General features: G+C 55.0%; 22 protein-coding genes and 1 pseudogene. 8 read left to right on the forward strand and 15 right to left on the reverse strand.

Going from position 1 to position 24,630, the window contains the following annotated elements; genetic code table 11:
* Positions 1–77 precede the first annotated feature (77 nt).
* On the forward strand, positions 78–2,261 hold the full coding sequence (gene yccS / locus KVG95_RS18255; RefSeq protein WP_217857419.1) for a YccS family putative transporter: 2,184 nt from the start codon (positions 78–80) through the stop codon (positions 2,259–2,261).
* 149 nt (positions 2,262–2,410) lie between these two features.
* Here yccS and KVG95_RS18260 read toward each other — a convergent pair whose 3' ends face one another.
* Entirely contained in the window at positions 2,411–3,148 is a 738-nt protein-coding gene (locus KVG95_RS18260; RefSeq protein WP_217857420.1) for a substrate-binding periplasmic protein, read from the reverse strand.
* Positions 3,149–3,406: 258 nt separating this feature from the next.
* Here KVG95_RS18260 and KVG95_RS18265 point away from each other — a divergent pair, with 258 nt between their 5' ends.
* The gene (locus KVG95_RS18265; protein WP_217857421.1) at positions 3,407–3,859 is read left to right on the forward strand and encodes a GNAT family N-acetyltransferase; all 453 of its coding nucleotides are present in this window, start codon (positions 3,407–3,409) and stop codon (positions 3,857–3,859) included.
* Between the two features lie 121 nt (positions 3,860–3,980).
* Here KVG95_RS18265 and KVG95_RS18270 read toward each other — a convergent pair whose 3' ends face one another.
* The 3 genes from KVG95_RS18270 to KVG95_RS18280 all read right to left on the reverse strand — a co-directional run bounded on the left by KVG95_RS18270 (position 3,981) and on the right by KVG95_RS18280 (position 6,194).
* A complete protein-coding gene (locus tag KVG95_RS18270) occupies positions 3,981–4,277 on the reverse strand; it encodes a winged helix-turn-helix domain-containing protein (protein WP_090178776.1) in 297 nt (98 codons plus the stop codon).
* A 482-nt stretch (positions 4,278–4,759) separates the two neighbouring features.
* Complete coding sequence (locus KVG95_RS18275) at positions 4,760–5,350, reverse strand: acyl-homoserine-lactone synthase (RefSeq protein ID WP_217857422.1); 591 nt, start codon at positions 5,348–5,350, stop codon at positions 4,760–4,762.
* Positions 5,351–5,477: 127 nt separating this feature from the next.
* Positions 5,478–6,194 (reverse strand): autoinducer binding domain-containing protein, encoded by a 717-nt coding sequence (locus tag KVG95_RS18280; protein ID WP_217857423.1) that lies wholly within the window; start codon positions 6,192–6,194, stop codon positions 5,478–5,480.
* A 351-nt stretch (positions 6,195–6,545) separates the two neighbouring features.
* Here KVG95_RS18280 and KVG95_RS18285 point away from each other — a divergent pair, with 351 nt between their 5' ends.
* The gene (locus KVG95_RS18285; RefSeq protein ID WP_217857424.1) at positions 6,546–7,490 is read left to right on the forward strand and encodes a class I SAM-dependent methyltransferase; all 945 of its coding nucleotides are present in this window, start codon (positions 6,546–6,548) and stop codon (positions 7,488–7,490) included.
* Between the two features lie 85 nt (positions 7,491–7,575).
* Here the strand turns inward: KVG95_RS18285 and KVG95_RS18290 are convergent, their stop codons facing one another.
* From KVG95_RS18290 to KVG95_RS18305, 4 genes are all read right to left on the reverse strand, one after another.
* Positions 7,576–9,246: a B12-binding domain-containing radical SAM protein gene (locus KVG95_RS18290; RefSeq protein ID WP_217857425.1), complete on the reverse strand. Its 1,671-nt coding sequence runs from the start codon at positions 9,244–9,246 to the stop codon at positions 7,576–7,578.
* A gap of 124 nt (positions 9,247–9,370) precedes the next feature.
* A complete protein-coding gene (locus KVG95_RS18295; RefSeq protein WP_217857426.1) occupies positions 9,371–10,297 on the reverse strand; it encodes a DMT family transporter in 927 nt (308 codons plus the stop codon).
* Positions 10,298–10,557: 260 nt separating this feature from the next.
* Complete coding sequence (locus tag KVG95_RS18300) at positions 10,558–11,049, reverse strand: M48 metallopeptidase family protein (protein ID WP_217857539.1); 492 nt, start codon at positions 11,047–11,049, stop codon at positions 10,558–10,560.
* Between the two features lie 45 nt (positions 11,050–11,094).
* Positions 11,095–13,218 (reverse strand): putative bifunctional diguanylate cyclase/phosphodiesterase, encoded by a 2,124-nt coding sequence (locus tag KVG95_RS18305; protein ID WP_217857427.1) that lies wholly within the window; start codon positions 13,216–13,218, stop codon positions 11,095–11,097.
* A 317-nt stretch (positions 13,219–13,535) separates the two neighbouring features.
* Here KVG95_RS18305 and KVG95_RS18310 point away from each other — a divergent pair, with 317 nt between their 5' ends.
* Positions 13,536–14,204 carry a polysaccharide lyase family 7 protein gene (locus tag KVG95_RS18310; RefSeq protein ID WP_217857428.1) on the forward strand — a complete coding sequence of 223 codons (669 nt, stop codon included), beginning with the start codon at positions 13,536–13,538 and terminating at the stop codon, positions 14,202–14,204.
* A 255-nt stretch (positions 14,205–14,459) separates the two neighbouring features.
* A pseudogene (locus KVG95_RS18315) lies at positions 14,460–14,660 on the forward strand (fructose-bisphosphate aldolase); the annotation flags it as partial.
* Between the two features lie 53 nt (positions 14,661–14,713).
* On the opposite strand, the gene KVG95_RS18320 reads toward KVG95_RS18315, so the two are convergent.
* Positions 14,714–14,851, reverse strand: a complete 138-nt coding sequence (locus KVG95_RS18320) for a hypothetical protein (RefSeq protein WP_217857429.1) — start codon at positions 14,849–14,851, stop codon at positions 14,714–14,716.
* 349 nt (positions 14,852–15,200) lie between these two features.
* Here KVG95_RS18320 and KVG95_RS18325 point away from each other — a divergent pair, with 349 nt between their 5' ends.
* Complete coding sequence (locus KVG95_RS18325; protein WP_217857430.1) at positions 15,201–15,671, forward strand: hypothetical protein; 471 nt, start codon at positions 15,201–15,203, stop codon at positions 15,669–15,671.
* An 88-nt stretch (positions 15,672–15,759) separates the two neighbouring features.
* On the opposite strand, the gene fba is transcribed toward KVG95_RS18325, so the two are convergent.
* The 6 genes from fba to tkt form a co-directional block, all read right to left on the reverse strand.
* Positions 15,760–16,824 (reverse strand): class II fructose-bisphosphate aldolase, encoded by a 1,065-nt coding sequence (fba, locus tag KVG95_RS18330; RefSeq protein ID WP_052965043.1) that lies wholly within the window; start codon positions 16,822–16,824, stop codon positions 15,760–15,762.
* A 261-nt stretch (positions 16,825–17,085) separates the two neighbouring features.
* Positions 17,086–17,418 carry an MliC family protein gene (locus KVG95_RS18335; protein ID WP_038981062.1) on the reverse strand — a complete coding sequence of 111 codons (333 nt, stop codon included), beginning with the start codon at positions 17,416–17,418 and terminating at the stop codon, positions 17,086–17,088.
* A gap of 56 nt (positions 17,419–17,474) precedes the next feature.
* Positions 17,475–17,696 carry a hypothetical protein gene (locus KVG95_RS18340; RefSeq protein WP_052965041.1) on the reverse strand — a complete coding sequence of 74 codons (222 nt, stop codon included), beginning with the start codon at positions 17,694–17,696 and terminating at the stop codon, positions 17,475–17,477.
* Between the two features lie 34 nt (positions 17,697–17,730).
* Positions 17,731–18,894 (reverse strand): phosphoglycerate kinase, encoded by a 1,164-nt coding sequence (locus KVG95_RS18345; RefSeq protein ID WP_217857431.1) that lies wholly within the window; start codon positions 18,892–18,894, stop codon positions 17,731–17,733.
* A gap of 25 nt (positions 18,895–18,919) precedes the next feature.
* Positions 18,920–19,978, reverse strand: a complete 1,059-nt coding sequence (gene epd / locus KVG95_RS18350) for an erythrose-4-phosphate dehydrogenase (RefSeq protein ID WP_217857432.1) — start codon at positions 19,976–19,978, stop codon at positions 18,920–18,922.
* Between the two features lie 150 nt (positions 19,979–20,128).
* Complete coding sequence (gene tkt, locus KVG95_RS18355; RefSeq protein WP_052965038.1) at positions 20,129–22,126, reverse strand: transketolase; 1,998 nt, start codon at positions 22,124–22,126, stop codon at positions 20,129–20,131.
* Positions 22,127–22,399: 273 nt separating this feature from the next.
* Here tkt and KVG95_RS18360 point away from each other — a divergent pair, with 273 nt between their 5' ends.
* Entirely contained in the window at positions 22,400–23,395 is a 996-nt protein-coding gene (locus KVG95_RS18360; RefSeq protein ID WP_217857433.1) for an ArsR/SmtB family transcription factor, read from the forward strand.
* Positions 23,396–23,413: 18 nt separating this feature from the next.
* The gene (gene metK, locus KVG95_RS18365) at positions 23,414–24,604 is read left to right on the forward strand and encodes a methionine adenosyltransferase (RefSeq protein ID WP_217857434.1); all 1,191 of its coding nucleotides are present in this window, start codon (positions 23,414–23,416) and stop codon (positions 24,602–24,604) included.
* Positions 24,605–24,630 lie beyond the last annotated feature (26 nt).

A 24,630-nucleotide genomic window follows, 5' to 3' on the forward strand; every position in this document is an offset into this window, starting at 1 on the left:
GATGTGATCGGCGCCATTGCGTCGACGTCATTAGTGGCTCAATTTAGCGTCATTGCCTCGGAAGGCCTTCGCACTTCATGTCATCGACCACATTTCGGCAGTCTCTGCGTCGCCTCTGGGCGCTGGATAAATTCAGCTACAGCGTGCGGGTATTCATCGCCCTGACCGGCAGCATGGCGCTGTGTTGGTACCTGGACGAGATGGGGCTGTTGATCCCGTTGTTCCTGGGGATCATCGCCAGCGCCCTGGCCGAAACCGACGACAGTTGGCAGGGTCGCCTAAACGCGCTGGCCGTGACGCTGGTGTGTTTTATGGTCGCTGCCCTGTCCGTCGAGCTGCTCTTCCCCTATCCCATCCTCTTTATCATCGCCTTTGCACTGGCCAGTTTCTGCCTGACCATGCTCGGCGCGCTGGGCGAACGGTATGGCGCAATTGCTTCGGCGACGCTGATTCTGTCGGTCTACACCATGATCGGCGTGGACCAGCGCGGCGGCGCGGTCACCGATTTCTGGCACGAGCCGGTGCTGCTGGTGGCCGGTGCGGCCTGGTACGGCTTGCTATCCGTGCTGTGGCAGGCGCTGTTTTCCAACCAGCCAGTGCAGCAGAGCCTGGCACGACTCTTCCGCGAACTGGGTTATTACCTGAAACTCAAATCGTCGCTGTTCGAACCGATCCGGCAGATGGACGTGGAAGCACAGCGGCTGGAACTGGCACAGCAGAACGGTCGGGTGGTGGCGGCCTTGAACGCCGCCAAGGAAATCATTCTGCATCGGGTCGGCGACGGTCGGCCGGGTGTGAAAGTCAGCCGTTATCTGAAGCTGTACTTCCTCGCCCAGGACATCCACGAGCGCGCCAGTTCCTCCCACTACCCCTACAACGCGCTGGCCGAAGCGTTCTTCCACAGCGACGTGCTGTTCCGCTGTCAGCGCCTGCTGCGCCAGCAAGGCAAGGCTTGCCGCGCGCTGGCCGAATCGATCCAGATGCGCCAGCCGTTTATCTATGACGCAAGCTTCGCCGAGGCCCTGAGCGACCTGCATGCATCCCTTGAACACCTGCGTATCCAGAGCAATCCGGCCTGGCGCGGTCTGCTGCGTTCATTGCGAGCATTGGCGGCCAACCTCGGCACCCTCGACCGTTTGCTCAGCGACGCCAGCAACCCCGATTCGCTCGCAGATGCCACCGACAGCAGCCTGCTGGACCGTTCACCGCGTAGCCTCAAAGATGTCTGGATACGCTTACGCACGCAGCTGACGCCGACGTCCTTGCTGTTCCGCCATGCCCTGCGCCTGCCCTTGGCGTTGAGCATCGGCTACGGCATGGTGCATTTGATCCACCCCTCGCAAGGTTACTGGATCATCCTCACCACGCTGTTTGTCTGTCAGCCGAACTACGGCGCCACCCGCCGCAAACTCGGGCAACGGATTGTCGGCACCGCCATCGGCCTGACCGTGGCTTGGGCGTTGTTCGATCTGTTTCCAAATCCGTTGGTGCAGTCGAGCTTCGCCATCCTTGCCGGGGTGGTGTTCTTTACCAACCGCACCACTCGCTACACGCTGGCGACTGCCGCGATCACGCTTCTGGTGCTGTTCTGCTTCAACCAGGTGGGCGATGGTTACGGGCTGCTGCTGCCGCGACTGTTCGACACCTTGCTCGGCAGTCTCATCGCCGGGCTGGCGGTATTCCTGTTCCTGCCGGACTGGCAAGGCCGACGCTTGAACAAAGTGCTAGCCAACACCCTCACCTGCAACAGCATTTACCTGCGCCAGATCATGCAGCAATACGCCGCCGGTAAAAGCGACGACCTGGCTTATCGCCTGGCCCGACGCAACGCCCACAACGCCGATGCCGCGCTGTCGACCACGCTGGCCAACATGCTGATGGAGCCGGGGCACTTCCGCAAAGAAGCGGATGTCGGGTTCCGCTTCCTGGTGCTGTCGCACACCTTGCTCAGCTATTTGTCGGGGCTGGGAGCACACCGCGAAACCCAACTGCCGTCAGACGTGCGCGAGCATTTAATCGACGGTGCCGGCGTGAGACTGGCTGCCAGCCTCGACGAAATCGCCCAAGGCCTGGCGAGCAAACAGCCGATTGCGATTCAGAGTGATGAGGAAGAAGCGCAGGCCAATGAGCTTGAACAGATGCCGGATGAGCTCGATGAAGGGCAGCGGTTGGTGCAGACGCAACTGGCGTTGATTTGCCGGCAACTGGGGCCGTTGCGGACGTTGGCGGCGCATCTCATCAAGGACACTAGCGAGGCTTGAGATTTTTGCTGATCGGGCGGGCCTCTTCGCGAGCAAGCCCGCTCCCACATTTAATCTGTGGTGTTCACAAAATTATATTCACCGCAGAACTAATGTGGGAGCGGGCTTGCTCGCGAAGGCGTCATCGGCCACACCACAATACCCGGCAGTTACATCCCATGCTGCTTGAGCAATTTCTCATAACTCCCATCAGCCTTCATCGCCGCAATCTCACGGTCGAAACCGGCGACGATCTGTTCATGCTGGGGGTTCTTCAGGCTTACCAGAATATGCAGGCTGTTCTCGCTCAATGGCTTGGGCAAAAACTCCACGGCATTGCGTACCTTGAATGATTCCCGAGCCAGGTAATACCGGGCGACAAACTCGTCTTCCAGGGTCAGCTTGACCCGGTCGGCCGCGACCATACGCACGGCCATGGCGAAGTTATGCACGGGGACTTTCTGCAGCGACACATCGTCGTCGAATGCTTGCGAATAGGCATAGCCTCGTACCACCGCTATCGGGTAGGTGTGCAGTTGTTGCAGGTTGCTGAATTCGATCGGCGTGTCTTTGCGCTTGAGAAAGCGCACGCGGTTGAGCAGGTACTCGCCGGAAAACTGCCCCAGTTTCGTGCGCTCGTCGGTGTACCAAGCGTTGACCAGCACGTCGTAACGCCCCTCGCCTACCCCAAACAAGGCTCGCGCCCACGGCACCTGCTCGAAATCACTGGCATAACCGGCCCGGGCCAGCGCGGTGCTGACGATGTCCGTGGCCAATCCGCCATTGACCAGCGTGGCGTCGGTAAAGGGTGGCCAGGCATCGGCGACCAGACGCAGCTTTTGCGCTGCCGCAGCCTGTGTCAGCAACAGCAATCCAATCAAAGCAAATGCTCGATGCAATCGCGGCATGCCAGAAAATCCTTAGCGGGCGGGCTGCCCGACGTGTTCTTCAGCCAAAACTCCCAAGCCCCTCTACCGCGAAACCCAGGTCCTAACATTTGCTTATCGACCACATTGCACAGCGCTGCATCGCAGATTACACAAAGAAGACAATCTCGCGAGAAATGAATGATGGCATTTTGGCCTTTGTCACAGATTTCGCTGCCATCAAGACATCCCGCGTCAGGACGCTTAGTATCGAAGCAACGTTGTTCAAGGAATCTGAAGATGACAGTCGATTGGGTCTGCAAACACCACAGCGATCTGGGTAAAGAACAGCTTTATGCCATTTTGCAGTTGCGCGCCGAGGTGTTCATCGTCGAGCAAAAATGCATTTATCAGGACATCGATGGACAGGACCTGGAAGGTGACACCTGCCATTTGATGGGCTGGGACGGAGACCGTTTGGTGGCTTACCTGCGATTGCTCGACCCGGAGCTACAGGGCGGTGACGTGGTGATTGGCCGGGTGATCATTGCTCCCGCTGCACGCGGCACAGGGCTTGGGCATGAAATGATGAGCCAGGCGTTGAAACAGGCCGCCAAACGCTGGCCTGATGTGCCGATCTACCTCTCGGCTCAGGCGCATTTGCAAGGGTACTACGGGCAGTACGGGTTTGTGGTGGTGGGTGAAGAGTATTTGGAGGATGACATTCCGCATATTGGGATGCGTCGCCCATAAAGGCCTCTTCGCGAGCAAGCCCGCTCCCACATCTGCGATATGCATGTATTTTGTATTCACGGGCAATCCCGTGTGGGAGCGGGCTTGCTCGCGAAGGCGTCAGCCGCAACACCACAAAATCTCAGGGGTATTCCAACACCGCTTTGATCTGCCGCAGATTACGCTCGATCCACCCTCGATCAATCGCTCCCCACTCGCGAATCCGATAGCGCCCCGCATGGTTGCGTGCGCCTTCTTCTTGCTCGAATTCACAAATTATATCCAGATCCGCCAACGCCGCGATGGTGTCCTGGGCCGTGCGCCGGGGCATGCCGGTCACTTCAGTCAATGCCGGCACGCTGCTGGCCAGTCCGCTGTCGATCAGGTACGCCACGTACAACCGGCGGTAAAAACTGCTTTTAGTCTTGCTCACGTCCATCCGCTATTCCCCGTCCCCTGATGACCCCAAAAGATCGCAGGCTTGAAGAACGATAACAAGCCATTAACCCCAATCACAAGACCACCCCGCAATCGCTGCAGACTATCTGTATTGATAGTGTACATTCACCGAATTCTCGGACTAGATTCCAGTTAACTAATCTATGCGCTCTTCATTGTGCGCCACTGAAGCCTTTTTAAAGCACTGGCGAAGAGCTAAATATCGTTTTGGGAGAACAACAATATGACTGTATTTGAACCTGGCGCATGCGTTCGCCTACGCTCGGGGGGAAGGAGGATGGTAGTAAAATCTCCATCATCCGATGTCCATTTGCTCACGACGTCCCTGGTACTGTGTGAATACCGTGCAAAACACCGAATTGTCCAAGGATTTTACGCAGCATGCGATCTGATCGCCACACCTGACAACCTCCCACTCAAGCGACCATAACTACCTGAATGAATAATAGGTAGAACACCTTTTTATGGGTACTGAACGACACCATTCAACCCTAAAGCCTTACGAGTAAGTTCGCCAAGATCGATAGTCAATGCAACAGCCTTTTCGACCCCTATTTGCAATGGTGTGCCTAGACGACCGATCTCCAGCCCCGCCTTCAACAACATCCGTTCAATACCTACTGTCGTTACCGTCACATACGTTTTTATACCATTACGGATACCAAAAGAAATGACTTCCTTGATCGCCTCGAAGGTTAAATTTGAAAACTGCATTGTTGACTGTTGCCCTGCAGCGACAGCGAATCGACTGAGTTCCCACACATCGCTGGCTTCAGGAGCCGTCGCGGCAAGAAGCTCAGGAAATGTATCCTTGAGCATGTAAGGACCGGTCGTAGGTAACAATCTCCAGCATCCTTGGACATCATTCGGTTGAGCTTGGCTATTGATCAGCATGTAAAACGGATTAAGCGCATCGTATCCATCGATTTCCATACCGGCAATCAGAGTGACATCCCAACCTTTTTTATATTTGAATACTTGGGCACGCAACGTGTGCATGGCTTGAAGTTTTGAGCCATCGAACTCTGTACGTCGGGCGATTTCATACTGCATGAACAGCTCCTCAATTGACTGGCTAGCCAGACAAAACTATTCAACTTCAACTTGGTTTTCACCTATCTAATACAGTAGTTCCTTGAGGAAAAATATTCTGCTACCGTAAAGGCAACCGCCCTGCCTTTCATACGGTTATAAGTCCTAGCGCTATCGCTTTAACGGCAGCGGCACGCCGGGTATTAACTTTAAATTTTGACCTTATGTTTTTAATATGATAGTCAATATTCGCCTCAGAGCAATTGCAGATTTTCGAAATCTCCCATGTAGACTTCCCGATCGCACTCCACTTTAAAATTTCCATTTCACGTGGAGAAAGCATGATATCAGGCTCAGCCTTATGGTTCCTTATAAAACCAAGTGCCTTTTGAAACAACGAATCCTTTAAAAAACTGATCTCCATCAATTTACTGTGAATGAATTTTTCGGCATCCGCATTCTCAGCATCAACTTGCAGGCTTAACATCCCAAACTCGGCAGCTGGGCCATGAAGCGGAAATGTCACACCCGATTTAAAATTGAAAGACTTGGCTTCTTCCAGAAAGCACTTCTGCCGGGGTGTCACATACAAATCGTCGTGCCAGATGACATGCCTGACACTACTTCGCGCGTGTGCAACCACAGGATCTATATCAGCATATCCATGGGCGTCGTATCTATCACGCCAAATCGAGGAATAACTGGTCAAAATGATTGCTTCATGCAGCGGAGACTGAGCACTGTCGATAATGCCAAGAAGTGTTTGCTCAAAGCCCATAAAATGGGCTGTCTCGATAATCAGGCTATGCCAACTTTCAATGTTCGTTGCTGATTCTAACTGCACTACTCTCTCGAGAAAATCCATTTCCAATACCTCTCCCTTTGCGCCGCATACTATCACGCACGTTGTTACATTCTCAATCCACCTAAGCCGACAAGCAACAGGGCCAACACCTTGAAAATACTGCAAATAAATTACCTTAACCTTAATATTTTTTTTGACATTGCCCTATCGAGCATCGTTGAAGTTTTTTGCGATGCACTTTGGCAGCCTCAGTAGCTTTCGAGAACAAGAAGCCAAACCAGCAAGCAGTTGATGCAAAAACTGTCAACCTTAAAGCGTCCGCATTAGCTATCAAAACAGATAGTGTTCATGGTTCGCTTTGCTTGTTAAGTTCAATCAGTATTTTTTATCATCATCGAGACCCTGTGACCTATGACCACTTCCACTCAGAACGTCAGTGATTTTTACAGCCGGTTTTCGGCAAGTTATACGCAATACGCCAACGGCACTTCGACACTTGAAGAGACTATCGACCTCAAGGCCTGCAAGGCCGACCACCCTTTCTCCTGGAGCGACTTGCAAACTTGGCAAGCCCTGCAGGAATCCATTGATGCGATCATTCTTGAAAAAGAAAAATCCGGAGAATCCCGAGCCCTTCAACTGCTGGACGTGGGTTGTGGCGATGGAATATGGGCCATCAGAATCGCAAACTATTGCCTGCAACAAGATATCGCCATAGATATTGAATGTCTGGACTTGTCTGCGGACATGCTGCTGCAGGCCGAAAATATGTTTTCAGCTTATATAGCAGCGCGCAAGGGTACTGTTGCACTGTCAGTGACTTACACACAGTGTGATTTGACAAAGGGACTGGCGCACTCGCTTCGACATACAACTTATGATTTGACCCTGTGCCTTCACACTGTCTTGAATCATGTACCGAGTGAACACCTGGCGTTCTGTATTTCAGAGCTTATCGAATACAGTTCCGGCTTTCTTTACTTCTCGGTCAAGCCGCCCTTCAGTCGCCCAACGTTCTACGCCGCCCCAATGTCTGAGATCTTGCATTATGAAAGGCGCGACGAGCATCTCTATGCCCTGGACCGCAAGGGTCACTTCCATGTCGTACGCTCTAACCTGATTTCACGCAAACAGCTGGATGAACTGTTGAGCGGGCATCCCGTGAGCTATGACTTCGTTGCACTGGATGTGCTGATATCGCGCTTCCTGCCGGATCCTGGATGGCTAGGTGATGAAAAGCACACCAGCTCTCTTCCGATGGATGATCTTCTCGCGCTGGAAGCAAGAACCGGCCTCAATCCGAAATACCTGGACTTTGCCAATCATATTCTTGCGGTGGTCAACACACGTCAGTAGCAGGACGGTACAGAGAAACAGGCCTGCCGCCGCACTTCGTATCAAAGAAGTGCGGGGCGGTCATGGTAGCCATGCCTTGAGCAGATCAAGCGCCTATTGCAATGATGTTAGTAGCCTCATCCTCGAACGATTCGCGTGTGAAAAGGTCCTCGAATCGCTCGCTCGAGAGGTAATGCACCTCATCGTAATCATCAATTAACGCGTCACTATTAAGCATTTTGGCCATGGCACCGCGCGCTTGCGTGATTTCCAAGGGGGAAAAAAATGGCGTCCTCAAGGAACCCAGATAAAAAGTAATAACTTCAGGGTCTTGCGTCAAATCAAACTCCAGATTCTGTTTGTAACGTCTGAAGTCAACGGTGCCGGGCAGCAACGAAAGAATATATATATTGAAATAAACCTGAACCTGCGGATTAAACTCCTTACACAGTGAACGAATCTGCAAGGAGCGAAGATAAGTCAGGCTCAAGCTTTGTTCATCATCCTCGGGCCGACCAATAATCACATTGAACGAAAGCGAATGAATTCCGGTATTAACGATTTCCTCAATAACATCCTTGATAACACCCAGCGGCTTTAGCTTCCTGAATAATTTCGAGCAATCGTCCGTCAAATTTTCCAGTGGCAATGTTGCACGATAGCAACCCACCAATTCACCATTGACAAATTCGGAGTCAAACATGACACGAATCAATTCACAATCCACGACACCTTGATATTCAAACTGCCCTAATTCGATACCATTAGTAAATTCCCAGCTAAACCCCATATCCCTTGCAAGGTTAAACATATCAAATAGCTCATCCCGCCCCGTTGAGAACACTTGCTTCCCGGAGGTAGAACGATGAATACGGGACAATAAGTTATCCTCTTGAAACAATAGCGTTCTGATTCCCTTGCTTTTGAAATAATCGAAATGCCGTCTTATTTTTTCAAGTTGCATAAACCTGAACCGACCTTTTGTCGTCGGCGTTGCACAAAACGAACAAGCTTGCGCACATCCACGTGAAGTTTCCACACTGATAAAAGGACCTTCAATACCGTAGGGCGGTTTACCCTCACCGGTATCGGAGTAACGCTCAAGATCGACAATATCCAGGTTGGGAGGAGGCATATCGTTGACATCATAGGCTCCCGTTTTTGTTAAGAACGATTTGACCGTGTGAACAACTTCACCATCCATGGCACGATAGGCAATATTGGGGACCGCGCTATAATCCTTGCCCTTATCGATACATTCCAGCAAATCGGCAAAACAAAGCTCTCCTTCGCCTTTAACGACCACATCAGCGCCAACGGAAACATGATAGTCCGGCTCTACAGTGGCGTCGGTTCCGCCCAGCACAATAACGGCATCAGGATTTTGCTCTTTACAGTATTGTATGAAGTCAACGACAATTCGACGAGAATGAGTAAAATTAGAATTTATACCAATAACGTCCGATCCCTGGATTTCTTTTATAACGGCATTGAACGGTAAGCCTACCCGGTATTTTTCCAGCACTAGATCACCGAAAAAAAGTTCTCCGTACTTCTCTTTGAGCCTGTCTTCAACCCGCAGCGCGCCTTGTATTTGCATGTCACATATTCGCACATCAACAATGACACTCCGCGCCAGCATGGCTTCTTTCAATCCTGCTGCCAGCGCCGTTAAAGGCGCCTTATGCATACTCGTCCTCACCGTGCCAAGAAAACGATCATCGCCTTTGACACATTGTCCCGGTGCGGGAACCGAAAAAAGGGTAACCGTCAACATAGCTCTATATTCCTTGTGTTATTCCACCAAGAAGCCAGCCCCTTGAAATTAACAAGGGGCAGAACAAGATGAGTTGGAGGTCGGTTTTATCGGACTTGACTAACAATCTGATCCAGCGTGTATGTCATTCGCGAATAAACAGTGCCTTACGACGCAAGAGCGTCAAAAAGAAACGATGATCAATCAGTCCGATGGACACACCGAAGATAACCAACATCATGGACATCATTTGCATCCAGTCGACGTTCTCGTTGAGGACCAAAATAGAAAATAGCAAAGTGAAAATAGGGATGAGATTAAAATACATGCCCCCCTCGGAAGCGCTCACCTTGGAGATACCTATATTGAAAAAAGTATAGGCACCGGCCGTCACTATGGTTCCAAGATAGAGAACCGCCAATAGGGCATGAACACTTACTTCACGGGGAATGTCCGACTCATAAAGAGCAAAAGGAAGAAAAAACAGAGTACCTATAAAACTTTGCATTGCTGCCAACAAAAATGGAGAGTATTGCCCAGACAATTTCTTCAACATAATGGTGTATACGGCTGCACACGCCATCGCCAATAACTCCAGAAAGTTACCTTTTACTGGCGCAATAGCTGCCTCGTTCTTCGTACCCGTCAAGCATAATAGGATAACGCCGAGAGTGGCGACAACCCCACCCAGGCATTGCGAGATACTGGGTTTTTCTCGAAGCGCAAAAAAACTGAAGGCAATAATGAATATCGGGAGAAAGGCAAATACCACACCCGCCTGAGACGCTGTTGTATATTGAAGAGCCATTGTTTCAAATATGAAATACAAACACGGCTCAAGCGCACCCATCATCAGCAAATACACATAGTCCTTCTTTTCTATTTTTGCCTGCCCCCTATATTTCCATAACATCAAGAAGAAAATGCTTCCGAGTGCCAATCTAGAAAAAATAAGCAAAAACGGAGGCACCTCTTCAAGTGCTATTTTCAAGGCGATGAAAGCGCTGGCCCACAACGCCATTGCCAGCGTCAGGCACATCATCGCCTTCATATTTTCAACCATTGACGTCATCCAACTTGCCCCTTGCATAAATTGGGCGGCAACGCTGAACGCGCTCCGGCAAAAAATGGGAACAGCAGTGATTTACGGTGGGTAGGGCATAGTTGAAAAAGGTATCAGGGAACACCTGGCTTCAGAACTATTGATTTAGGTAGTTGCTTTCACTGCGCAATTCAGTTTAGCGTCCAAGGCTCATCTGCATGCACTCTGGAATGTTCGAAGTCCACATCACAGGTGTTTGATTTTATTGACACTTATTCACCTTTCGATTTTTACTGCATATCCCGCCACGTCAGGTACACCCGCAAATCGAACTCCACCTGGTGATACCCCGGCAACATGTGTTCGCACAGCTTGTAGAACGCCTTGTTGTGATCCGACTCTTTGAAGTGCGCCAATTCATGCACCACGATCATTTTCAGAAACTGCGGCGCCGCGTCCTTGAACAACGAGGCGATGCGAATTTCTTTCTTGGCCTTGAGCTTGCCGCCCTGCACCCGGGAAATCGCAGTGTGCAGGCCAAGCGCGCGATGGGTCAGGTCCAGACGGTTGTCGAATAACACCTTGTCGATGGCCGGGGCGTTACGCAGGTATTCCTGCTTGAGGTCCAGGGCATAGGTGTACAGCGCCTTGTCGCTCTGCACCCCGTGCTTTTCCGGATATCGCTGGCTCAGGTAGTCGCCCAGCCGACCTTCGGCGATCAACTGGCGCACCTGGTCCTGCAAAACAGCGGGATAGGCCTGGAGGTATTTCAGCGCGGTCATTGGGGCGGCAACACGAGTCACGAAAAGGTCGCCAGTGTAACGAATTCAACTCGTCAGCGCGCTCCAGTCGAACGGCTCGACAAAATGACGGGTGTCCTCGGCCATCAACGGCCGCGCGACCAGAAACCCCTGCACATACTGGCAACCGTTGGCTTGCAGCCATTCATATTGCGCCACCGTCTCCACCCCTTCAGCGATGACTAACAGGCCGAACTGTTTGCACAAATCGATGACACTGCGTGCCAGTGCTGCATCCCGCTCGGAACCCGGCAACCGGGCGATCAAATGCCGGTCGAGTTTGAGCGTGTCCAGTTCCAGGTCGCGCAAGTGCGCCAGCGAACAAGCCCCCGAACCAAAATCATCCAGCGCCACCCGCACTCCCAAATTGCGCAGCAAACGCAGCTGCTTGCGGGTTTCGTCAGGGTTAAGCATCAAGGCCTCTTCCGTGACCTCGACCTCCAGCTGCCGCGACTTCAAACCATGGCGCTGCAGCACCTGACGCAACTCGGTGACCAGATTAGGCAAACCGAATTGCGTGCTGCTCAAACTGACGCCCAGCACCAAGTCTTCGGCAAACAACGTTTCCCAGGCTTTTCGTTGCTTGGCCCCGCGATGGTAAATCCAGCTACCAAGACGACTGATCAACCGCGCCTCTTCCAGCAACGGCAAAAACAGCCCCGGCGGTACATCGCCGACGCTCGGGTGCTGCCAGCGCAGCAACGCCTCGAACCCGCGAATCTGCCCGTCGGCAATGGCCACTTGAGGCTGATACACCAGGTTGAAATCGCGGTTCTCGATGGCCGTGCGCACGCTCTCTTCGAGCATCAGTCGCGAGCGCGCCCGGCCATTCATTTCGTGATCGTAGAAGCGATATTGCTGACGCCCGGCACGCTTGGCTTCGTACATGGCGATGTCGGACGCGCGCATCAACCCATCGAGATTGGCCCCGCAGTCGGGATAAGTGGCGATGCCGATACTGGCGCCCAAGGCGATGTCCATGCCGTCGATTTGCTGACAGATCGACACTCGCTCGATGAGCTTCTCGGCAATCTTCGCCGCTTGCTCGGGGAGCTCAAGATCCAGCAGCGCGGTGAACTCATCGCCACCCATCCGCGCCAGAATATCGAAGGGCCGCAGACACGCCTTCAACTGCTCGGACACCCAACGCAGCACCCGGTCGCCGGCATCGTGGCCCAGGGAATCATTGACCCGCTTGAAGCCGTCGAGGTCCAAGTACAACAGCACCCAGGTGCTATCGGAGCGTTCGCCGCGCAGCAGCAGGTTTTCAGCGGTCTGATAGAAACCCCGGCGATTGAGCAGCCCGGTCAGCGGATCGGTCACCGCCTGAAACTCCAGCTGCTGATGCAGATGGCGCACCACCGACATGTCCAGCACCGTCACCACCATGGCCTGTTGTTCGGTGGGCAAAGGCGCGCAGGACAACGCCACCGGCACTTGCTGGCCGGGCGCGGTACGCAGCAACGCATCGTGCAGGCGCAGGGTTTCACCGCGTTTGTAGCCGGCAAACAATTCGGAGTCGGCCCAGATCGGGATGTGCGGTTTTTGCAGGAAATCCAGAAACTCTTTGCCTTGCAGTTCATGCACCGTGGCATTGAGCAGGCGAGACATCGCCGGGTTGGCAAAGCGAATCAGCCCATCCTCCCCCACCACCAGAATGCCTTCGGCGGCGTTATCCAGCACCGAGGCATTGAAGGCACGGGCGACCTCCAGGTCATGGCTCAACTGCTGCAAGGCACGGCGATTACGCTGATGCTCGAGCAGGGCCTGGACTTTGGGTTTGAGAATTTGCGGGTCGAACGGTTTGAACAGGTAATCCACCGCACCACTGGCGTAGCCCTTGATCACAGCGTCCTGAGATTGTTCGTTGGCGGTCAGGAAAATGATCGGCGTGAGACGGGTTCGCTGGCTGCCACGCATCAAGCGCGCTACTTCGAAACCGTCCATACCTGGCATCTGCACATCCAGCAGCACCAGGTCGACGTCGTGTTCGAGCAACAGGCTGAGCGCTTCAAAGCCGGAAGCCGCGGTGATGACCTGCCAGTCCTGGCGCTGTAACAACGCGCGCATGCTGATCAGGTTTTCGGGGTAGTCATCAACAATTAAAAGGATTGAGTTGCCTTCAGCTGGCGTAGGTTGTGCGCATTCCATGCTGCATCTCTTGTTCGGGACCTCAGGCCGGTCTCTTGTGAAAACCGGACACATAGTGCGACTTCACTCTAGACCCGGATACGCGAAAGCAGAAGGTACCGGAGTGCCGTCACTTCAGTAAAGTTTCACATAGCCGACTAACGGTCAGTCCTACAGCCCCCGTAAACCGGGAAAGATGGCATTTCGACAGGATGTTGACGTCAACCATCTGCCAAACGGGCATTAACAAACAACCGTTCTACGCTTATAAAGACGGCCCGAAGGCGCGCGCTAGAGCTTCTGGCACGTGCGTACAGAAAAAAGTGGAAGCTTGAATTATGATCGATCTCGCAACCTGGAACCTCAGCGTTCCTGTCGGCAGTCCGCCATACACCGTTGAAACAACCAAACTGGTGGACGGCTTCAAGGATCAATACTTCCACTCCGACACCGGCACCTTGTTTTTCTGGTCCCCGGTAACCGGCACCCGCACCGAAAACGCGGTTTACCCTCGCACCGAACTCCGCGAAACCTACAGCAATGGCACGCTGAAAAACTGGTACTACCCCGACGCGGATAACTTTCTGCGTGCAACCCTTACGGTCAGCAAGGTACCCAGCACGGGCAAGATCGTCATTGGCCAGATCCATGCCTACAAAAGCCAAAAGCCCATGGTGAAGCTCGAGTATCAATATAAGGACTCCAGCGAAACCGGAAACATCGTCGCCAAAGTCCGCATGCACCCCGACGACGACACCGCCCGGGTCATCACCATCGCCACTGGCGTAAAACTCGATCGGGAATTTTCCTACCTCATCCACCTCAGCCCCGGCGGTGCATTGGGCATCAGCGCGGCGGGCTACCAGTGGGACACCGACATCAGCGCGATGTGGCGTGATAAACCGCTGTACTTCAAGGCCGGTGTCTATGTGCAGGACAATACCGGGTACACCAGCGAAGGAGGGGAAGCGACGTTCAGCAAGCTGGATATTGATCACGATACCTGATCCCTAGAAGATCGCAGCCTGCGGCAGCTCCTACGAGTTACGCGCTCCCTGTAGGAGCTGCCGAAGGCTGCGATCTTTTGATCTTCAGCTCCGAAAACCATGTAGGAATCCACCCATTGTGGCGAGGGAGCTTGCTCCTGGCAGCAAAGCAGCCCAAACCCTGCCACCCAATTCCCCAGACACACCGCACCGCCCGGTTCACGACGACCGCACCGCCAAACGGGGCAAGCCCCTAGCCACAAAAAGTTGCATCCCCGCGAACTCCACAAATGCGTCAGCGAACGCCTCAACGCCGTCCTCAAATACTTGAACCTCATAGCTTGCACTAGCCTGCCTGACTACGCCGAGAACAATATCAACACCGTCACCAACATCGCCCGGATCATGATCCAGGACATTGCCGATGTGTTTGGGGTGATTGAACAGCGTGGGTTTGATTCTCTCAAGGCTCAGTAATCAATTTCCAAGCATTAAAAAACCCGCATTTCTGCGGGTTTTTTATTACGTGCTTATTCTGACTCTTTTGGAAGCGTGTAAGGCGCGGGTCCTTTAGAGTTTTTGATACTTTCCGGTTCTTGTTGTGGCACAGCTGGGTTGGTGACAGGCGCAGGACCTTTCGCTTTTGGTTTTACATCCTTGGTGCTCATGACTGCGTACTCCATTACAGGGTGGAGTTTTTATCCTGAGAGTATCGATAAAGGCTGTCTACTGTCAGATATGACAGTCCTTTAGATACATTGGCAATAACGCCCCAAACAAAGACGAGACAAAACGATGATCTGTGCTTGTCACCCCAATAAAATGCCCGTCTTGCCCACAGGTTTGCGCCTTAACCCCCGACCCAACAGCACCATGTCAAATATAGCGATTCATTCAGAGCCAAGATCAATTTTTCTAATTACCAAAACATCTAAACAACTATCAGAATTGACAGTTGTTCTCTGCCAGCTGGAGGACTCAGCATGATTAGACCACTCCACGCAAAGGGTTAGCACGATGAACAGCTATGATAAAAATGGTACGAAAGGAAAATTTTTCGCCACCATCGACGGCAAGTTAGTTAATTTAAAACCTAATCTATACTGGCAAGATGAAACCTGCACAATACATGGCACTACTATTGATGATGGATCGGATCAATACTACACGCTGAGAATAAACTTCCCCACAACATTAACGGGAAGTCATGAGTTTGGTAAAAATGGACTCACTGGCCTTGCGCTACTCATGAGCACTGATGGCCCTAGTATTGCTGGCGGATGGATTAAGGGTGGTCATTTCACTTTAGGGAAATCTAATCCTCGGACTGCAAATTTCGAAGGAGTATTTTCCGGCGTTGCGGGCAGTCGAGAAGATGGTGACACTCTATTAGAGATTAAGGATGGCGCCTTCGATTTACAGGGGATAAGTCAAGGTGCTTTACCTGAAGTAGCTGAACCAACAAGACGTCAAAAACAGAAGTCATAAGAAGAAGAGTACAGCCTTATCTACACCTGCCCAATTGAAAAACCCGCCTTTCGGCGGGTTTTTCATAACGCGGTCTAACGCTCAGGGCTTAATTAACCTTAGCGTTCAACTCACCCTTCAGATAACGCTGGTACATCGCTTCCAACGAGATCGGCTTGATCTTCGAAGCGTTGCCCGCTGTACCAAATTGGTTATAACGGTCAATACACACATCACGCATCGCAGTCACGGTCGCGCCGAAGAATTTACGCGGATCGAACTCGCTAGGGTTGGTAGCCATCAGGCGACGCATTGCGCCGGTGGATGCCAGGCGCAGGTCGGTGTCGATGTTGACCTTGCGTACGCCGTGCTTGATGCCTTCGACGATTTCTTCAACCGGTACGCCGTAGGTTTCTTTGATGTCGCCGCCGTACTGGTTGATGATCGCCAGCCACTCTTGCGGAACCGAAGACGAACCGTGCATTACCAGGTGGGTGTTCGGGATACGTTTGTGGATTTCTTTGATGCGGTCGATGGCCAGCACGTCGCCGGTAGGTGGCTTGGTGAACTTGTAGGCGCCGTGGCTGGTGCCGATGGCGATGGCCAGGGCATCGACCTGGGTGCGTTTGACGAAGTCAGCGGCTTCTTCCGGGTCTGTCAGCATTTGGCTGTGATCCAGAACGCCTTCGGCGCCGATGCCGTCTTCTTCACCGGCCATGCCGGTTTCCAGCGAACCCAGGCAGCCCAGCTCGCCTTCTACCGAAACGCCGCAGGCGTGAGCCATGGCTACGGTTTGTTGGGTAACACGGACGTTGTAGTCGTAGTCGGTCGGGGTCTTGCCGTCTTCGCCGAGGGAGCCGTCCATCATCACCGAGCTGAAGCCCAGTTGGATGGAGCGCTGGCAGACGTCAGGGCTGGTGCCGTGGTCCTGGTGCATGCACACCGGGATGTGCGGGAATTCTTCGATTGCCGCCAGGATCAGGTGACGCAGGAACGGGGCGCCTGCGTATTTGCGAGCACCGGCCGAAGCCTGGACGATCACCGGGGAGTCAGTCTTGTCAGCGGCTTCCATGATGGCGCGCATCTGCTCAAGGTTGTTGACGTTGAAAGCTGGAACGCCGTAGCCGAACTCGGCTGCGTGGTCCAGCATCTGGCGCATGCTGATAAGTGCCATTGTGTGTGTCTCTCCCGGTTGAGGGTCGTTAATCGTGCCAGCCTGCCGTAGCGGCGGCGGCTATTCAAGTTATTGCAGATCGGGGGTTGGCCCGGGCTGCGAATTCGGTGCTGCAAAATCTCAAGAACTACAGAGAACCACTGTGGGAGCGGGCTTGCTCGCGAATGCGGTTATACATTCAACATCTATGCAAGCTGATCTACCGCCTTCGCGAGCAAGCCCGCTCCCACATTTGGATCGCTGTGAATCAGATCAATCGTCTTACTCGGCTTTACAACCGCGTCCGATCAAATCATTGGTGGCGACCCAGTACACCAGGCCTTCCTCACCTTTTACGTGAAACGCCAGCATGTCGTTGCTGTACAGCGAACCTTCGGCGCCCGGTTCAAGCTTCAAGCGGTAGACCTGATCGGCACCGCCCAGGCGAACGTCGACTTCCTTTCGGCTGACGTCAGTGTAGCGCCAGAGCACTTTGGCCTGGCTGTCGCAGGTCCAGGTGGTCCAGCTGTCCGCTGGCTCGGCGGCGTTGAACAGGTTCAAATTGGCGCAACCTGCCAGCAATGCCAGTGCCGCAACGGCGATAAAGCGTTTCATCCGTGGTCCTCGACTGACGGCGCAAGCCGCCAGTCTTGAGTAAAGAGTCAGACCCCTCAAGGACAACCATGTTCCTTGGCCGGGGCCTGTGTCTCGTATTTGTCCAGGCCATCCGGTCCGGAACGCTTGTTGATCACCGGGTTGGTTTCCGCTTGCCAGTCGGCCTGGTAGCAGCCTTTTTCCTGTGTTTGCGGCGCGGGTTCCGGCGTGGCTTTCGGGTTACTCCCGCAAGCCGCCAGCATACCCACGGCGATCAACAACATTAAGGTCCTGACCATGTGAACACTCCTTTGCCTGGTCAAATGGGCGGCCTCAGGCCTTGGCCCGGCTTTCCAGGACTTCAACGGCCGGCAGCACTTTGCCTTCGACGAATTCGAGGAACGCGCCGCCGCCGGTAGAAATGTAGGAGATTTGATCGGCAACGCCATATTTATCGATGGCTGCCAGGGTGTCGCCGCCGCCAGCGATGGAGAACGCCGAGCTTTCGGCGATGGCCTGGGCCAGCACTTTGGTGCCGTTACCGAACTGGTCGAATTCAAACACGCCCACCGGGCCGTTCCACAGAATGGTCTTGGACGACTTCAGCAGCTCGGCGAAATTCGCCGCGGTCTGTGGGCCGATGTCCAGGATCATGTCGTCTGCGGCCACGTCGGCAATCAGCTTGACGGTCGCGGTCGCGCTTTCAGCGAATTCCTTGGCAACCACCACGTCCACCGGCAGTGGCACGCTGACCTTAGCAGCGATTTCACGGGCGGTGTCCAACAGGTCCGGCTCATACAAGGACTTGCCGACCGGGTGACCGGCAGCGGCCAGGAAGGTATTGGCGATGCCGCCGCCGACGATCAGCTGGTTGCAGATCTGGCTCAGGCTATTGAGCACGTCGAGTTTGGTCGACACTTTGGAACCGGCAACGATAGCGGCCATTGGCTGCGCCGGGGCACCCAGGGCTTTGCCCAGTGCGTCCAGTTCGGCGGCCAGCAATGGACCAGCGGCGGCGACTTTGGCGAACTTGGCCACGCCATGGGTCGAACCCTCGGCGCGGTGAGCGGTGCCGAAGGCGTCCATCACGAACACGTCGCACAGGGCGGCGTATTGCTTGGCCAGTTCGTCAGCGTTCTTTTTCTCGCCCTTGTTGAAGCGCACGTTTTCGAACAGCACGATGTCGCCGGCTTTCACGTCGACGCCGCCCAGGTAATCGGACACCAGCGGCACTTCGCGGCCCAGCGCCTTGCTCAGATAGTCGGCCACCGGCGCAAGGCTGTTCTCGGCAGAGAACTCGCCTTCGGTCGGACGGCCAAGGTGCGAGCAGACCATCACGGCCGCGCCTTTTTCCAGGGCCAGCTTGATGGTCGGCAGCGAAGCCAGGATTCGCGCATCGCTGGTGACAACACCGTCCTTGACTGGGACGTTGAGGTCTTCGCGGATCAGTACGCGCTTACCTTGCAGATCGAGGTCGGTCATCTTCAACACGGTCATGGGTCGCAATTCCTGGATAGCTGTTTTAGAGAGCAGGTTTTTTGGAAATAGCTGTTTGCAGATAGTGTGTAGCAACGTCCAGCATTCGATTGGCAAAACCCCATTCGTTGTCGAACCAGGCCAGGATGTTTACCAGCCGAGGGCCGGAAACGCGGGTCTGACTGGCATCGACGATGGCCGAATGCGGGTCATGATTAAAATCACAACTGGCGTGAGGCAACTCGGTGTAGGCCAGAAGGCCCTTGAGCGGGCCATGGGTGGCGGCCTCGCGCAGAATCCGGTTGACCTCGGTGGCGTCGGTATCACTTACGGTCTGCATCGTAATGTCGAGGCAGGACACGTTAACCGTCGGCACCCGCACGGCTTTGGCCTGAATTCTCCCGGCAAGTTCCGGCAGCAGGCGTTCGATGCCTCGCGCCAGACCAGTGGACACCGGAATCACCGACTGGAACGCCGAACGGGTGCGGCGCAGGTCTTCGTGGTGATAGGCGTCAATCACCGGCTGATCGTTCATCGCCGAGTGGATGGTGGTGATCGACACATATTCCAGACCAATGGCCTGATTCAGCAGGCGCAACAGCGGCACGCCGCAGTTGGTGGTGCAGGAGGCGTTGGACACCAGCAGCTCATCGCCGGTCAGGCAATCCTGGTTCACACCGTAGACGATGGTGGCGTCGACATCCGCCTCGCTGGCCATCGGCTGGGAAAACAGCACCCGTGGCGCACCAGCGTCGAGAAAACGCTGGCCATCCTGACGGGTGTGGTAAGCGCCGGAGCACTCCAGCACCAGATCGACGCCCAGCGACGCCCAATCGATGCCTTCGGGGGTGGCACTGCGCAGGACCTTCACGCAATCGCCATTAATATGCAGACAATCGCCATCGACCCTCACTTCGCCGGGAAAGCGCCCGTGAGTGGAGTCGAAACGTGTCAGGTATTCGATGCTGGCCATGTCGGCCAGATCGTTGATCGCGACAATTTCAAACCCGGCCGTCGAGCCTCGCTCAAACAACGCACGCAAGACGCAACGACCAATCCGGCCGTAGCCGTTGAGTGCAACTTTGTAAGGACGCGGTTGAGGCATGGGGTTCTCGATTACCGTGGTGAATCCGTTATTGCAGCGTTGTCTGGACTATTGCCTTCGCGAGCAAGCCCGCTCCCACAGGAGAATGCATTCCAATGTGGGAGCGGGCTTGCTCGCGAAGACGGCCGTCCAGACGAAGCAACTTCTGGATCAGTCTTCCAGCAGCTCTTCAGCCTGACCCAGGATGTTTTCCAGGGTGAAGCCGAACTCTTCGAACAAGGCAGGCGCAGGCGCCGACTCGCCGTAGGTGGTCATGCCAATCACGCGGCCTTCCAGGCCCACGTACTTGTACCAGTAGTCTGCGTGGGCGGCTTCGATGGCTATACGGGCGCTGACCTGCAACGGCAGAACCGCTTGTTTGTAGCCAGCATCCTGGGCTTCGAAGACGCTGGTGCACGGCATCGAAACAACACGCACCTTGCGGCCTTGCTCGGTCAGTTTGTCGAAGGCTTGAACGGCCAGGCCGACTTCCGAACCGGTGGCGATCAGGATCAGCTCAGGCTCGCCTGCACAGTCTTTCAGCACGTAGCCGCCGCGATTGATGCACTCGATCTGCACGGCATCACGGGTTTGGTGCTGCAGGTTCTGACGGGAGAAGATCAGTGCCGACGGACCGTCATCACGCTCCAGAGCGCATTTCCAGGCCACTGCCGATTCAACGGCATCGGCTGGACGCCAGGTGTCGAGGTTCGGCGTGCAGCGCAGGCTGGCCAGCTGCTCGATTGGCTGGTGAGTCGGGCCATCTTCGCCCAGACCGATGGAGTCGTGGGTGAACACATAGATGATGCGTTTCTTCATCAGCGCCGACATGCGCACTGCGTTGCGGGCGTATTCCATGAACATCAGGAAGGTCGCGCCGTAAGGCACCAGACCACCGTGCAAGGCGACGCCGTTCATGATCGCGCTCATGCCGAACTCGCGAACGCCGTAGTACATGTAGTTGCCGCTGGCGTCTTCGGCGGTGACGCCTTTGCAACCTTTCCACAGGGTCAGGTTGGAACCGGCCAGGTCAGCCGAACCGCCGAGCAGTTCCGGCAGCAGCGGGCCGAACGCATTCAGGGCGTTCTGGCTGGCTTTACGGCTGGCGATGGTTTCGCCCTTGGCGGCGACTTCAGCGATGTAAGCAGAAGCTTTTTCAGCGAAGTCAGTCGGCAGGTCACCGCTCAGACGACGAACCAGTTCGTTGGCCAGCTCCGGGAAAGCCGCGGAGTAAGCAGCGAAACGCTGATCCCACTCGGCTTCGGCAGCGCGACCGGCTTCCTTGGCATCCCACTCGGCATAGATGTTGGCCGGGATTTCGAACGGGCCGTGGTTCCACTTCAGTGCTTCACGGGTCAGAGCGATTTCCGCGTCACCCAATGGGGCGCCGTGGCAATCTTCCTTGCCTTGCTTGTTCGGCGAACCGAAACCGATGGTGGTCTTGCAGCAGATCAGCGTCGGCTGCTCGCTTTTGCGCGCCGTATCGATGGCGATCTTGATTTCTTCCGGATCGTGACCGTCGACGTTGCGGATCACTTGCCAGTTGTAGGCCTCGAAACGCTTCGGCGTGTCGTCGGTGAACCAGCCTTCGACTTCGCCGTCGATGGAGATGCCGTTGTCATCGTAGAAGGCGATCAGTTTGCCCAGGCCCAATGTACCGGCCAGGGAGCTGACTTCGTGGGAAATGCCTTCCATCATGCAGCCGTCACCCAGGAACACGTAGGTATGGTGATCGACGACGTTATGGCCTGGACGGTTGAACTGCGCCGCCAGGACTTTTTCTGCCAGGGCGAAACCCACGGCGTTGGCCAGGCCTTGGCCCAGTGGACCGGTGGTGGTTTCAACGCCCGGGGTGTAACCGAATTCCGGGTGACCCGGGGTGCGGCTGTGCAGCTGGCGGAAGTTTTTCAGGTCATCGATCGACAGGTCGTAGCCGGTCAGGTGCAGCAGCGAGTAGATCAGCATCGAACCGTGACCGTTGGACAGCACGAAGCGGTCACGGTCGGCGAACGATGGATTGCTCGGGTTGTGCTTCAGGTAGTCACGCCAAAGTACTTCGGCGATATCCGCCATACCCATAGGGGCACCGGGATGGCCGCTGTTGGCTTTTTGCACGGCATCCATGCTGAGGGCACGAATGGCGTTGGCACGCTCACGACGGCTGGGCATCGCTGTTCTCCTGCGGATATTGAATCGAGAGTGAATAAAACGAAACGGAAAAAAGGCGAGCATTTTCCCTCACCGACCGCCTTCGGGGCAATGACAGATAGTCATCCGAAGACGTTTTTCCAATGGATAACGACGTATTCGACTGGTGAAACCTTTCCGCCGTTCGCTTGCTGACTGAACCTAACGCTGAGAAGTGCCATCTATCGAGCAATATCAAAACTTTTTGATATTGCTCTTGCGGTGATTTCTGAGCGTCACTAGACTGCTGGCCTTATGAATTTACGCGCACCTTCCATTCGACATGACGATTGCGATGAGCTGGCGGCCCTGTGCAAGGCCGGCGGCGATCCTCTGCGGCTGAATGTATTGCGCGCGCTGGCCAACGATTCGTTCGGCGTACTGGAACTGGCGCAGATCTTCGGCATCGGTCAGTCCGGCATGAGTCATCACCTCAAGGTTTTGGCCCAGGCCGATCTGGTGGCGACCCGTCGTGAAGGCAATGCGATTTTCTACCGTCGCGCCCTGCCCCACACCGATCTGCTGGGCGGCAAACTGCATACCGCGCTGCTGGAAGAAGTGGACAACCTGACCCTGCCGACTGACGTTCAGTCGCGGATCGGTCAGGTCCATGGGCAACGGGCGGCGGCCAGCCAGGACTTTTTCTCACGGGTCGCAGAGAAGTTTCGCGCCCAGCAAGACTTGATCGCCGGCCTGCCGCAATACCGCGAAAGCGTGGTGGCACTGCTCGACAAGCTGGGTTTCGGCCCCGGCGCCACAGCCATCGAAGTAGGCCCAGGCGATGGCGGTTTTCTGCCGGAACTGGCGCATCGTTTCGTTCAAGTCACCGCGCTGGACAACAGCCCGGCGATGCTCGATCTGGCCCGTCAGGTCTGTGAACGTGAAATGCTGGCTAACGTCAGCCTGCAATTGGCCGATGCATTGAACGGTGTAAGCCTTAAGGCTGATTGCGTTGTACTGAACATGGTACTGCACCATTTCGCCGCGCCGGCCGAAGCACTCAAGCGCATGGCCCACTTGCTGCAACCGGGCGGTAGCCTGCTCGTGACAGAGTTATGTAGCCACAACCAGAGTTGGGCCAGGGAGGCCTGCGGTGATCTATGGTTGGGGTTTGAACAGGACGATCTGGCCCGTTGGGCCACCGCTGCGGGACTCGTTCCCGGGGAAAGCCTCTATGTAGGCTTACGTAATGGTTTCCAGATTCAGGTCCGCCATTTTCAGCGACCGGCTGGCGACACTCACCATCGGTAAATTCAGGAAAAAATCGAGATGAGCGAATACTCCCTCTTCACCTCCGAGTCCGTGTCTGAAGGGCATCCGGACAAAATCGCCGACCAGATTTCCGATGCGGTGCTGGACGCCATCATTGCTGAAGACAAATTCGCCCGTGTAGCGGTCGAGACTCTGGTAAAAACCGGCGTGGCAATCATCGCAGGTGAAGTCACCACATCGGCCTGGGTCGATCTGGAAGACATCGTCCGTAACGTGATTCTCGACATCGGCTACAACAGCTCCAATGTCGGCTTCGATGGCGCAACCTGCGGCGTGATGAACATCATCGGCAAGCAGTCCCCTGACATCAACCAAGGCGTTGACCGTGCCAAGCCTGAAGACCAGGGCGCCGGCGACCAGGGCCTGATGTTCGGCTACGCCAGCAACGAAACCGAGGTGCTGATGCCAGCACCGATCACCTTCTCGCACCAACTGGTTCAGCGCCAGGCTGAAGCCCGTAAATCCGGCCTGCTGCCTTGGCTGCGCCCGGACGCCAAGTCGCAAGTGACTTGCCGTTACGAAGGCGGCAAGGTTGTCGGTATCGACGCTGTTGTTTTGTCGACCCAGCACAACCCTGACGTATCGTACAAAGACCTGCGCGAAGGCGTGATGGAACTGATCGTCAAGCACGTACTGCCTGCCGAACTGCTGTCCAAAGACACCCAGTTCCACATCAACCCGACCGGCCAATTCATCATCGGTGGCCCGGTTGGCGACTGCGGCCTGACCGGCCGCAAGATCATCGTCGACAGCTACGGCGGCATGGCCCGTCACGGCGGTGGCGCATTCTCCGGCAAGGATCCATCGAAGGTTGACCGTTCGGCGGCCTACGCCGGTCGTTACGTGGCCAAGAACATCGTCGCTGCCGGTCTGGCCGAGCGTTGCGAGATTCAGGTTTCCTACGCGATTGGTGTTGCTCAGCCTACGTCGATTTCGTTGAACACCTTCGGCACCGGCAAAATCAGCGACGACAAGATCGTCAAACTGGTTCGCGAAGTGTTCGACCTGCGTCCATACGCAATCACCACCATGCTCGACCTGCTGCACCCGATGTACCAGGAAACCGCTGCGTACGGCCACTTCGGTCGCACTCCAGCCACCAAGACTGTGGGCGACGATACGTTCACCACTTTCACTTGGGAAAAAACCGACCGCGCCGAAGACCTGCGTGTCGCGGCTGGCCTGTAAGACTTTTCCTGCGGCACCCAAAGCCC

The organism is Pseudomonas farris (assembly GCF_019145235.1).
Classification (GTDB): Bacteria; Pseudomonadota; Gammaproteobacteria; order Pseudomonadales; family Pseudomonadaceae; genus Aquipseudomonas; species Aquipseudomonas farris.

Coding starts and splice junctions, on each gene's coding strand:
- KVG95_RS18280 (WP_217857423.1), bottom strand. CDS start 6,194: ATGGATTTTCTCGAGAGAGTAGTGCAGTTAGAATCAGCAACGAACATT.
- KVG95_RS18295 (WP_217857426.1), bottom strand. CDS start 10,297: ATGACGTCAATGGTTGAAAATATGAAGGCGATGATGTGCCTGACGCTG.
- metK (WP_217857434.1), top strand. CDS start 23,414: ATGAGCGAATACTCCCTCTTCACCTCCGAGTCCGTGTCTGAAGGGCAT.
- KVG95_RS18345 (WP_217857431.1), bottom strand. CDS start 18,894: ATGACCGTGTTGAAGATGACCGACCTCGATCTGCAAGGTAAGCGCGTA.
- fba (WP_052965043.1), bottom strand. CDS start 16,824: ATGGCACTTATCAGCATGCGCCAGATGCTGGACCACGCAGCCGAGTTC.
- KVG95_RS18360 (WP_217857433.1), top strand. CDS start 22,400: ATGAATTTACGCGCACCTTCCATTCGACATGACGATTGCGATGAGCTG.
- epd (WP_217857432.1), bottom strand. CDS start 19,978: ATGCCTCAACCGCGTCCTTACAAAGTTGCACTCAACGGCTACGGCCGG.
- KVG95_RS18300 (WP_217857539.1), bottom strand. CDS start 11,049: ATGACCGCGCTGAAATACCTCCAGGCCTATCCCGCTGTTTTGCAGGAC.
- KVG95_RS18320 (WP_217857429.1), bottom strand. CDS start 14,851: ATGAGCACCAAGGATGTAAAACCAAAAGCGAAAGGTCCTGCGCCTGTC.
- KVG95_RS18275 (WP_217857422.1), bottom strand. CDS start 5,350: ATGCAGTATGAAATCGCCCGACGTACAGAGTTCGATGGCTCAAAACTT.
- KVG95_RS18265 (WP_217857421.1), top strand. CDS start 3,407: ATGACAGTCGATTGGGTCTGCAAACACCACAGCGATCTGGGTAAAGAA.
- KVG95_RS18335 (WP_038981062.1), bottom strand. CDS start 17,418: ATGAAACGCTTTATCGCCGTTGCGGCACTGGCATTGCTGGCAGGTTGC.
- tkt (WP_052965038.1), bottom strand. CDS start 22,126: ATGCCCAGCCGTCGTGAGCGTGCCAACGCCATTCGTGCCCTCAGCATG.
- KVG95_RS18325 (WP_217857430.1), top strand. CDS start 15,201: ATGAACAGCTATGATAAAAATGGTACGAAAGGAAAATTTTTCGCCACC.
- KVG95_RS18305 (WP_217857427.1), bottom strand. CDS start 13,218: ATGGAATGCGCACAACCTACGCCAGCTGAAGGCAACTCAATCCTTTTA.
- KVG95_RS18290 (WP_217857425.1), bottom strand. CDS start 9,246: ATGTTGACGGTTACCCTTTTTTCGGTTCCCGCACCGGGACAATGTGTC.
- KVG95_RS18310 (WP_217857428.1), top strand. CDS start 13,536: ATGATCGATCTCGCAACCTGGAACCTCAGCGTTCCTGTCGGCAGTCCG.
- KVG95_RS18260 (WP_217857420.1), bottom strand. CDS start 3,148: ATGCCGCGATTGCATCGAGCATTTGCTTTGATTGGATTGCTGTTGCTG.
- yccS (WP_217857419.1), top strand. CDS start 78: ATGTCATCGACCACATTTCGGCAGTCTCTGCGTCGCCTCTGGGCGCTG.
- KVG95_RS18270 (WP_090178776.1), bottom strand. CDS start 4,277: ATGGACGTGAGCAAGACTAAAAGCAGTTTTTACCGCCGGTTGTACGTG.
- KVG95_RS18340 (WP_052965041.1), bottom strand. CDS start 17,696: ATGGTCAGGACCTTAATGTTGTTGATCGCCGTGGGTATGCTGGCGGCT.
- KVG95_RS18285 (WP_217857424.1), top strand. CDS start 6,546: ATGACCACTTCCACTCAGAACGTCAGTGATTTTTACAGCCGGTTTTCG.